At 61.0% G+C, this 10,631-nt stretch carries 9 protein-coding genes; 6 read left to right on the top strand and 3 right to left on the bottom strand.

Annotated features, from left to right (window positions below; translation table 11 throughout):
- Window positions 1-342: ATP-binding cassette domain-containing protein (locus tag ABI546_RS10715; RefSeq protein ID WP_348046582.1), on the top strand; the 342-nt coding region annotated here is incomplete at its 5' end.
- A 190-nt stretch (window positions 343-532) separates the two neighbouring features.
- Complete coding sequence (locus ABI546_RS10710; RefSeq protein WP_348046581.1) at window positions 533-928, top strand: DUF2845 domain-containing protein; 396 nt, start codon at window positions 533-535, stop codon at window positions 926-928.
- Window positions 929-1,234: 306 nt separating this feature from the next.
- Here ABI546_RS10710 and ABI546_RS10705 read toward each other — a convergent pair whose 3' ends face one another.
- Window positions 1,235-2,236 carry a tripartite tricarboxylate transporter substrate binding protein gene (locus ABI546_RS10705; protein WP_348046580.1) on the bottom strand — a complete coding sequence of 334 codons (1,002 nt, stop codon included), beginning with the start codon at window positions 2,234-2,236 and terminating at the stop codon, window positions 1,235-1,237.
- A gap of 143 nt (window positions 2,237-2,379) precedes the next feature.
- Window positions 2,380-3,432 carry a CDP-6-deoxy-delta-3,4-glucoseen reductase gene (locus ABI546_RS10700; protein ID WP_348046579.1) on the bottom strand — a complete coding sequence of 351 codons (1,053 nt, stop codon included), beginning with the start codon at window positions 3,430-3,432 and terminating at the stop codon, window positions 2,380-2,382.
- Window positions 3,433-3,491: 59 nt separating this feature from the next.
- On the opposite strand from ABI546_RS10700, the gene ABI546_RS10695 reads away from it, so the two are divergent.
- Entirely contained in the window at window positions 3,492-4,418 is a 927-nt protein-coding gene (locus tag ABI546_RS10695; protein ID WP_348046578.1) for an SDR family oxidoreductase, read from the top strand.
- Between the two features lie 94 nt (window positions 4,419-4,512).
- Here the strand turns inward: ABI546_RS10695 and ABI546_RS10690 are convergent, their stop codons facing one another.
- A complete protein-coding gene (locus ABI546_RS10690; RefSeq protein ID WP_348046577.1) occupies window positions 4,513-5,574 on the bottom strand; it encodes a S1C family serine protease in 1,062 nt (353 codons plus the stop codon).
- Between the two features lie 599 nt (window positions 5,575-6,173).
- On the opposite strand from ABI546_RS10690, the gene ABI546_RS10685 reads away from it, so the two are divergent.
- From ABI546_RS10685 to ABI546_RS10675, 3 genes are all read left to right on the top strand, one after another.
- Entirely contained in the window at window positions 6,174-8,423 is a 2,250-nt protein-coding gene (locus ABI546_RS10685; RefSeq protein WP_348046583.1) for a type I secretion system permease/ATPase, read from the top strand.
- The gene (locus ABI546_RS10680) at window positions 8,420-9,997 is read left to right on the top strand and encodes an HlyD family type I secretion periplasmic adaptor subunit (protein WP_348046576.1); all 1,578 of its coding nucleotides are present in this window, start codon (window positions 8,420-8,422) and stop codon (window positions 9,995-9,997) included. Before ABI546_RS10685 ends, ABI546_RS10680 begins: the two co-directional genes overlap by 4 nt.
- A 146-nt stretch (window positions 9,998-10,143) precedes the next feature.
- Window positions 10,144-10,569, top strand: a complete 426-nt coding sequence (locus tag ABI546_RS10675) for a hypothetical protein (protein WP_348046575.1) — start codon at window positions 10,144-10,146, stop codon at window positions 10,567-10,569.
- Window positions 10,570-10,631: the final 62 nt, after the last annotated feature.

Below are 10,631 nucleotides of genomic sequence, written 5' to 3'. Positions count from 1 at the left end.
CCGCGCCTGCGCGAGCGCAAGGACCAGCTGGCCGGCACCATGTCGGGCGGCGAGCAGCAGATGCTGGCCATGGGCCGCGCGCTCATGAGCCGTCCCAAGGTATTGCTGCTGGACGAGCCGTCCATGGGTTTGTCGCCCATCATGGTCGACAAGATTTTCGAAGTCGTGAAAGACGTCTCTGCCCGCGGCGTGACGGTGTTGCTGGTCGAGCAAAACGCCAGCCGCGCGCTTGGCATCGCCAATCGCGGCTACGTCATGGAGTCCGGCAACGTCACCATGAATGGCGATGCGAAAGAGCTGCTGAACGACCCGCGCGTGCGGGCCGCCTACCTGGGCGAGTAAACCGAAGGTGCAGGGCGGCAGGGGCAGAACGCATCCTGCTTCCTTTCGCCTGCATTAAGGCGGTAACTTGCGTGGGCGCCGCGGGGGCATAAATGTCTTGCGGCGCCAAATTTTTGCGCATAAAGTACCGGCAAAGACGACCTGTCTCGCGCATGCATATGCCCAAGCCCGCCAACAAAGGGGAACCGCTATGAGCCAAAATCTTGTTCGCACCGCCACCGTGATCATTGCCTTTCTGGCTTCATCCTTTCTCAGTGGCGCCTCCGCCCAGTCGCTGCGCTGCAAGGGTGACCTGGCGCAGATTGGCAACTCCAAAAGCACCATCCTGCAAAAATGCGGCGAACCCGTCATGAAAGACACGTTCTGCAAGCCCATTCAAAGCGCGGTCTCCACGGCGCCGGTGGTCACGCCGGCCACGCCCGCCAATGGCAATTCCACCGGTGCGACCACCAACGTCACGGTCAACACCTGCCAGCAGGTCGAAGAATGGACCTACAACCCCGGGTACGGCCAGTTCATGACCATGCTGCTGTTTGAAAGCGGTTCGCTGGCTAGCATCCGTTATGGGGATCGTGTGACCCGGTGAGCCCCCATGCTTTTCACTTTGTGTAATGCGCTGCCCCCCCGAGTGGGCCACTGCGCCTGCGGCCCGGCAAAGCCGGTTCCGCGGCCCCTGCTTGAAAAGGCCAATCTCCGCGGCTGTGAGGAACTAAAAAAGGCCGGTCCTTTGCGGGAACCGGCCTTTTTTTCGCGAGGTGCAGTGGCGTCGAAGAGCCTGTGACCTGTAAGTTTGCTATAAATTTCATAGCTGCTTGCGCCCGATTAGAAGGGGCTACGGCACTAAATGCTTAAATTTTCGTGATCTGGCAGACCTGCGGGCCTGTCCGGCAGCTTAGTCCACCTTGGCGCCTGACGCCTTCACCACTTTTTCATATTTCGCCATTTCGCTTTTCATGAAAGCGCCGAACTGCTCGGGCGTATTGCCTACGGGTTCGGCCATCAGTGTGGCAAAGCGGGTTTTGGCTTCGGGCGAATTCAGCGCCGCGACAAACGCCTGGTTGAGTTTGGCGATCACGTCTTTCGGTGTGCCGGCGGGTGCCACCAGGCCCCACCAGGTATCGATCTCAAAACCCTTGAGCGTTTCAGCCACGGTGGGCACATCGGGCAGCATGGCGCTGCGCTTGGCGGTGGTGACGGCCAGCGCCTTGAGCTTGCCGGCCTTGATGTTGGCCGAGGCCGTGGCCAGGTTGTCGAAGTTGTAGTCCACCTGGCCGCTTAGCAAGGCAAGCTGCGCGGGGTTGCCGCCGTTGTAGGGAATATGCAGCGCAAAAATGCCGGCCTGCGCCTTGAACATTTCCCCGGCAAGGTGACCGGCGCTGCCATTGCCGCCGCTGGCGTAGTTGAGCTTGGCCGGGTTGGCTTTGGCGTACTTGATCAGGTCGGCCAGCGTGTTGATGTTCAGGCGCCGCGCAGAATCGGCATTGATCACCAGCACATTGGGCACTCGCACCAGCTGCGTGATGGGCGCAAAGTCGGTCGCCGCGTTGTAAGGCATCCTGCTGTAAAGCCAGGGGTTGATGGCGTGTGTTGCGACCGCCGAAATGCCGATGGTCATGCCGTCCGGCTGCGCTTTGGCGATGGCGTCGACGCCGATGTTGCCGCCGCCGCCGGGTTTGTTTTCAATGATGACCGGGCCCAGAGTGTCCTTGACACGCTCGGCCATCAGGCGAGCTGTCACGTCAATCGGGCCACCGGCCGCATACGGCACGATGATGCGCATGACTTTGGGTTGGGCCTGCGCGATAGGGGCGGAGAATGCCGCGCCGGCAATGAAAAGAGCGCCCAGGCATTTGCCGAGCAGGGAAGGAAGGAGGGAAACGGGTCGAATGTTCATGCCTGTATTGTTGCAAAAAATCAGGCTTCGTCTGCGCGAGGCTTTGGTCCTATGGTTAGCCGGTGAACGAGGGGCATACGCACCCATGAAAAAAGCCCCGGTTGAACAGTCAAGCAGGGCTTTTTTGGGGGGCCGTTGGCGGTTCAGGTTTCGGCGGGTACGGTTGCCTGGGCCTTTTCCTTTTCCGTCACAAACGAGTCCGCATAGAACTCGTCCTCAGGAAGCCCCGCCGCCGCGTACGCGGCCTTGGCCGAATCCACCACGATGGGCGCGCCGCAGGCATACACCTGGTGGCCCGACAGGTCGGCAAAGTCTTCCAGTACCGCCTGGTGGACAAAGCCGGTGCGGCCGGTCCAGTTGTCTTCGGGCAGTGCATTGGAAATCACCGGCACATAGCGCAAGTTCGGCATTTCGGCCGTGCGGGCCTTGACCCACTCGTCCATGTACAAATCGGCCGGGCGGCGCCCGCCCCAGTACAGCACGGCTGGACGCGTGATGCCCTTGAACTGCAGGTGCTCGATCAAGGCCTTGATGGGCGCAAAGCCCGTGCCCGAGGCCAGCAGCACCATGGGCTTGTCGCTGTCGTCACGCAGGTAAAAGCTGCCGAAGGGGCCTTCAATCCGCAAAATTTCCTTTTCTTTCATCGGGCCGAACACGTGCTCGGTGAACTTGCCGCCGGGCATGTGGCGAATGTGCAGCTCAACGCCGGGGTTGTCGGCCTGCGTGTGTGGCGCATTGCCCATCGAATAGGCCCGGCGGTCGCCGTCGCGCAACAAAAACTCCACATACTGGCCGGCGTGGTACTTGAAGACGTCGCTGGCCGGCAATTGCAGCCGCACCACCATCACGTCATGCGAGGCCTTGGCCAGGCTGTTAACGCGCACCGGCATTTTCTTGATGGGGAAGGCGCTTTCGTCGGTGACGTGGCGTGACTCAAGGACGACATCGCTCGTCGCTTTGGCGCTGCAGGTCAGGATGAAGCCATTAGCTTCTTCTTCGGGGGTCAGCGCCTTGAGCTGGTGGGCGCCATGGAGGACGGTTCCTTCGAGTTTTTTCGACTTGCAGGAACCGCAGGCGCCGTCCTTGCAGCCGTAGGGCAAGCCAATGCCCTGGCGGATGGCGGCTGCCAGCAGGGGTTCATCCACCTCTGCCACGAATGTCCGGCCACTGGGTTGCACGGTCACGGTAAAGCTCATATTCGGTATCCTTGCGGTATCTGTTCTCGACTCGGCCGGTTTTCCCGGCTGCCCCAATTTTGCCCTCAAACCTGAATCCCTTAGGCTCACTGCCTTTTCGCTTCCGCCGAGAGCGGATTTTGATCGTCGGCTGCGGCGATGTGGGCCTGCGTGTGGCGCGCAAGTTGCCGCGCCATGTCCGGCTGATGGCCCTGACCTCGTCGCCGGAGCGCGTGCCGGCCTTGCGCGCGCAAGGCATCGCGCCGCTGCAGGGCAATCTGGACGACGGCGCCTCTTTGCGGCGCCTGGCGGGGCTGGCCACCCGTGTGGTGCACCTGGCGCCTCCCCCTGGCGACGAACCCGACTGGCGCACGGACCCGCGTACGCTGGCGTTGTTGCGCGCCCTGCGCCTGCGCAGCCTGCCGCAATCGCTGGTGTATGGCTCCACCAGCGGGGTGTATGGCGACTGTGGCGGCGAATGGGTGCCAGAGACGCGGCCCTTGAGTCCCCACACACCACGCGCCCAGCGGCGTGTGCATGCCGAGGCACATCTGCGGCTGTTCGGCCGCGCCACCGGCACGCATGTGCACCTGCTGCGCATCCCGGGCATCTACGCGCCAGACCGTGAAGGCGGCACGCCGCGCGGACGGCTGCTCAAAGGCACGCCGGTGCTTCGCGCTGAAGACGACGTCTATACCAACCACATCCATGCCGACGACCTGGCCCGTGCCTGCCTGGCAGCCCTGTGGCGCGGCAAGCCACAGCGCATCAGCAACGCCAGCGACGACACGCAGATGAAGATGGGCGACTACTTCGACCTGGCGGCGGACCTCTACGGCTTGCCACGGCCGCCGCGCCTGGCGCGTGGCACCGCGCAAGACGAGCTGCCGCTGATGTTGTTGAGCTTCATGAGCGAGTCGCGCCGGCTGGACAATAGCCGCCTCAAAGAAGAACTGCGCGTGCAGTTGCGCTACCCCACGGTGGCCCATGGCCTGGCAGCCAAGTAAGCTCTGGGCGGGTCACCGCGACGGCTTATTGCTATCAAATCAATAGCTACTCGCGCTCGACTTGTATGGGCTGCAGAGGGTTTTTATATGAAAATCAGATGCCTGCAGGCTTTTTGAGCGACAGCATCCGATCCTGAGCCTTGAGCACAATGGTTTTGATCTCGGCGCCCTGCAACACCGTCAGCCGGACTTCTGCATCGGGTGCCGGCCGGGCCCACAACTTTTTGTAAAACGCCTCCAGCGTGGCCACCTTGGCATCATCCACCGCCAATACCACATCGCCCGTTCCCAGCCCGGCCAGCTCCGCGGGGCTTTCCTTGCTGACCCGCAGAATCTGAATGCGCCCGCCCTGGTCATTGGACGTAATGCCCAGCCACGGCCTGCGGCTTTGCGTGCTGGAGCCTGAGCGCTGCAGCTCCGCGAGAATGGGACGCAGCAAGTCCACCGGCACAAACATGTTGCCCGGCAGGCGGCGGTTTTCTCCGGTTGCATCAGACACCAGCAGCGAGCCGATGCCCATCAGCTCACCCTTCTGGTTAAAAAGCGGTGCGCCGCTGTGGTTGCCATTGCCGGCCAGCACCGGCGGGCTGGTGAACAGCGCAGCGTCAATGTGGTATTCCCAGCTGCCGGAGAACGCGCGCCGGTTGACCAGCCGCGTCATGCTCACGTCGCCATCGTCATCGGCCTGCGGGCCCGTGACGGCCATCAGTGTTTCGCCGGGCTGCAGGTCTTTGCTGCTGCCCAGGGGCGCCACTCCCACGCCGCGCAGCGGCAGCAGGGGCCGCAGCAGCCCAAAGCCCGTGGCCAGGTCATATGCGACCGCACGCGCCGGCAGCGTGCGGTTGTCCTGCGTCACGATCTCGATGTGTTCGGCTTCCAGCATCAGGTAGCCGATGGTCAGGATGAGGCCGTCCTGGCTGATTTGCACCCCCGAGCCGCCACGGCGCAAGCCCAGCGTTTCTGCGGAGCGGGCGTCTTCCATCGCCGTCACCTTGATGCCGACCACCGCTGTTGTGGCGCGGGTTAACGCATCAAGCATGGCCTGTGCCGCCGGCGGCTGCACAGTCGCCGCTTGCAGCGCCACCGGCCACAGCATGCCGGGCAGCAACGCGCTTGAAAGGAGAATGCAAAGCCACTGACGCAAGACAGTACGCATAACGAACTCCGGAAGCGGCGAGCAGGCACACCAAACAATCAGCCGTAGCTCAAGAATGCGCTTTCGCATAGGACGTTGCAAGTGGTCGGACAGAAAAATGCTGGGGCGAAAGTAACGGGCGTGTAGGCGGGAGGCGGCAAGTCCTTTGCTCTGGCGAGTCCGCATGCGTTCCTCTTTTTTGCGCTTGATCGTTCTTCGCCGCGCGTTGTCTCGTTCAGCGTCTGCGCGTGGCGCGGTTTTAACAATCTGGCCCCTCAATTTTTAAGTCTGAAGTGCTTCAAATTCAAAAGCACTACGTCGGCTTCGCAGATTTGAAGTGGGTAATCAATTAGTTGTAATTAATGCCAAAAACCGCTGTTGGAAATAAGGTAACTGCGCGATACACGCCCTGTTTCTTACGATACAGTTTGGAACAAATACGAGGGAGGCATTCTGCAAAGAGTGCAGAGCATGCCAAATAACAAGTACAGCGGCTGGAGGAGATTTGTGTCGCGCGTGAGCGCGGTGGCACACGCATCGCCGCCGCAATACAAGCGCCGCAGCAGCGGGAGCTTCCATTGACCGCTGCAAACCCAGTGGCCCAGGATGCACAGCCCACGCTGGCTGCGGCGCCGGGTGCCGACGCGCCGCCCCCCCCCAGCAACGCCCTGGCCGCCCTGTGCCTTGTGGCGCGCTTTCACCAGGTCGCAGCCGATCCGCACACCCTTGCGCATCAACTGGGCATCACGCCCAGCGACGACGTCGATTCCAGCACCTTGCTGCGTGCGGCCAAGCACCTAGGGCTCAAAGCCAAGCTGTCCCGGTCCAAGGCTGACCGGCTGAAGCTGGTTCCCTTGCCGGCCCTGGCCTTTCTAAAGCCCACCGACGAAGCCGCAAATAGCGCTGAGAAAAATGCTGAGAAAGGCGCCGAAAAAAGCGGCAGCGCTGTCCGCACGGTCATCCTGGCGCAATGCGATGGCCAGCGCGTGCTGTTTCAGGACCCCGCCACGCCTTCCAGCCGACCAACGATCGAGTCGGTTGAAGTTTTCGCGAGTCAGTGGACGGGTGAACTGATCCTCATTACCAGCCATGCTGCGCTGGCAGGCGAGCTGGCCAAGTTCGACTTTTCCTGGTTCGTGCCGGCCCTGGTCAAATACCGCAAGCTGCTGGGTGAAGTGTTGCTCATCTCTTTCGTGCTGCAGCTTTTCGCGCTGGTCAGCCCGCTCTTCTTCCAGGTTGTGATGGACAAGGTGCTGGTGCACCGCGGCCTCACCACACTCGACGTGCTGGTCATCGGCCTGGTGGTGGTGGTGGTGTTTGAAAGCGTTCTCAATGGTTTGCGAGCCTACGTCTTCAGCCACACCACCAGCCGCATCGACGTGGAACTCGGCGCGCGCCTGTTCCGTCACCTGGTGCAATTGCCGCTGGCCTACTTTCAGGCCAGGCGTGTGGGGGACTCGGTGGCGCGCGTGCGCGAGCTTGAAAACATCCGAAGCTTTCTCACCGGCAACGCGCTCACGGTGGTGCTTGATGTGCTGTTTTCGGTCATCTTTATCGCCGTCATGCTGTTTTACAGCGTGCCGCTCACGCTCATCGTGCTGGTCAGCCTGCCGCTGTACTTTGGCCTCAGCTTGGCCGTCGTGCCCATCCTGCGCCAGCGGCTTGACGTCAAGTTTGCGCGCGGCGCCGAGAACCAGTCCATGCTGGTCGAAACCGTCACCGGCATCCAGACTGTCAAAGCCAGCGCGCTGGAGCCCAGCTTTGGCAAACGCTGGGACAACCAGCTCGCCGCGTATGTCAGCGCCAGCTTCAAGACGCAAAACCTTGCCACTTGGGCGCATGAAGGCGTCAACCTGATCGGCAAGCTGGTCAACGCCGCCACGCTCTGGTACGGCGCCCACCTGGTGATGGACAACCAGCTCACCGTTGGCCAGTTTGTTGCCTTCAACATGTTTGCCCAGCGCGTGGCCCAGCCCATCATGCGCATGGCCCAGCTGTGGACAGACTTCCAGCAAACCGGCATTTCCGTCGCACGCCTGGGCGACATCCTGAACACCCGCACCGAAGTGCCGCCCACCAGCGCCGCGCAGTTGCCGCCCGTCAAAGGCCGCATCACGCTGGACGGCATCGTCTTTCGTTACCGGCCTGAGGCGCCACCAGTGCTGCACGGCATCAGCCTTGATGTAAAGCCTGGTGAGATCATCGGCATCGTCGGCCGATCCGGCTCCGGCAAAAGCACGCTGACCAAGCTGGTGCAGCGCCTGTATTCACCCGAAGGCGGTCGTCTGCTGGTTGACGGCATCGACATCAGCCTGATCGACGCCGCCCAGCTGCGCCGCCAGGTCGGCGTGGTGCTGCAAGAAAACCTGCTCTTTAACCGCAGCGTGCGCGAGAACATCGCCATCACCGACCCGGCCGCCCCCATTGAAGCCGTGGTGCGCGTGGCGCAGCTGGCCGGTGCGCACGAATTTATCAGCGAGCTGCCCGAGGGCTACGACACGCCGGTGGGCGAGCAGGGCAGTTCATTGAGCGGCGGGCAGCGCCAGCGCATTGCCATTGCGCGCGCGCTGTTCACCAATCCGCGCATCCTGATTTTTGACGAAGCCACCAGTGCGCTGGACTATGAAAGCGAAGCCATCATCCAGCGCAACATGGCCCACATCTGCAAAAGCCGCACCGTGCTCATCATTGCCCACCGCCTGAGCGCTGTGCGCCACGCACACCGCATCATCGTCATGGACAAAGGCAAGATTGTTGAAGCCGGCCCGCATGACGCGCTGATTCAGAAACCGCAAGGCTTGTACGCCTACCTGTGGCGCATGCAAGACGGCAAGCAGCCTACCGATACGACCGAAGGGGCCAGCGCATGAACAAGCCGCCTTTCGGCCCAGCGCAAGGCGCTGACATTGAAGACGTGGTGGCCGTGGGAGAAACTGCCCCCGAAGCCCAAGCAGCGCCAACTGCTGAAGCTTCCGCCGCACCCGCACAGCCGCCCAAGCCACCGCATCCCGTCATCGAGCTGCTGGCCCGTTACCGCGCCATCTTCAGCGCCGCGTGGGCCCATCGTGCGGAGCTGACCGGCCCCACGCGCCTGGCTGACGAAGCCGCTTTTTTGCCCGCTGCACTGAGCCTGCAAGACACGCCCGTGCACCCTGCGCCGCGCCGCTTTGCCTACGCCATCATGGCCTTGTTTTTCATCGCGCTGGTGTGGTCCATCTTCGGCCGGATCGACATCGTGGCCGTCGCACCGGGGCGCATCGTGGTCAGTGAACGCACCAAGCTGATCCAGCCGCTGGAGCGCAGCGTTGTCAAGCGCGTGCTGGTGAACGACGGCGACCACGTGCAAGCCGGCCAACCTTTGGTTGAGCTGGACCCAACCGCCGCCAACGCCGACAAAACCACCGCGCAAGACCAGCTCAAGTCGGCCCTGTCGGAAGTCCTGCGCGCCCGCGCCATCCAGCAGGCGCTACAAAATTTGCAGCAGGTCGCGCAAGCTGGGTCTGGGCTACAGGCCAAATACGTGCCTGATTTTCCCAAGGAGTGGTCTATTAGCGAGGTAGCTGGCGTCAAGGCCCAGCTGGAAGGCGAATGGGGTGACGTGACCGCCAAACTGGCCAAACTGTCATCAGAAATCAGCCGCCGCCAAGCCGAGATAGCCACAGCGCAAGCCGTGGTTGCCAAGCTAGAGACCACAGTGCCCATGGCGCAGAAACGTGAAACCGACTTCAAGCAACTGGTAGACCAGGGCTATATCTCCGGCCACGCCACGCAAGACAAAACCCGAGAGCGCGTCGAGCTAGAGCGCGACCTGACCACCCAGCGCGCCAACCTGCGGGCAGCGCAAGCCACCCTGCACGAAAGCGAAAACGCCCGCGCCGCCTACCTGGCCGAAGTGCGCCGCACCTTATACGAGCGCGAAGCCCAGGCCGACCTCAAACGCCAACAAGCCACACAAGAGCAAGCCAAAGCCACCCAGCGCGAAAACCTCACCACGCTGAAGGCACCCGTCGCCGGCGTGGTGCAGCAGCTCGCCATCCACACCACCGGCGGCGTCGTCACAGAAGCGCAATCACTCATGATCATCGTGCCCGACGGCGCACAAGTCACCGCCGAGGTAACGCTGGAAAACAAGGACATCGGTTTTGTGAACGTCGGCAACGGCGCCGAGATCAAGCTCGAGACCTTTCCCTTCACGCGCTACGGCACGGTATCCGCAAAGGTCGACCGCGTCACGGCCGATGCGGTGAACGACGAAAAACGCGGCGCGATCTTCCCGGTGACGCTGGCGCTAAAAACCAAGCAGATTGATGTGGACGGAAAGATGATTCAGCTGGTCCCCGGCATGAACCTGACCGCAGAGATCAAGACCGGTCAGCGGCGAGTGATTGAGTATTTGCTGAGCCCGATTCAGAAGGCGGGCAGTGAGAGTTTGAGGGAGCGATAGGCAATGAATTGCTCTGCAAGATTCAGTCATACCAGCTTGCATGCTTTGGTTTCGCAGTCTGAAGAAGCGACGTGTCAATTACCCATCAGTCAACGTGATCGTGCTCGGGCTACGCTCGTTCAAACATAAATTTCAAGGAGTCGCACATGGCTTTTATCTACGAAAAAATTTCACCCGAAAACTATGTTCAATTCAATATTGAAGCGGTTCGGAAAAAGTACCGCTTCCCCAGTATCAAAAACTGGATATTTGATCGCGATAAAAACATCTTTCTCATTAGAACGGAACCGATTCGAGATGATTTAGGGAGTGAAAATTTTATTCTTTACTTCAAAAATAAGGTCATGATTTTCTGCCTTCATCCCACTAATTACAGCAAGAACGAAGATGGCAGTACAAATCTGACATGGAATTTTAGTCCTGGCGCGGATCTCATGATTAATCACACTGCAACTGCCTTAGAAGTGCCTTCCGAGGACATTCGCAAAGAGTTAAGAGCAGCTTTGCAGTTGTATCAGCTTAGAGATCCGGGTGAATATGAATCAATGTGTCATTTCAATTTCACGTTCTGATGTTCATCGTTGAGGTTGTAAAAAAATCTCTGGCACGGCGCTTGCAACATCTCTCATCAAGG

It is taken from the genome of Polaromonas sp., from assembly GCF_039932935.1.
In the GTDB taxonomy this organism is placed as follows: Bacteria; Pseudomonadota; Gammaproteobacteria; order Burkholderiales; family Burkholderiaceae_C; genus Polaromonas.
The sequence above is the reverse complement of the archived record's forward strand: the minus strand, read 5'-3'. Positions and strand labels throughout refer to the sequence as shown.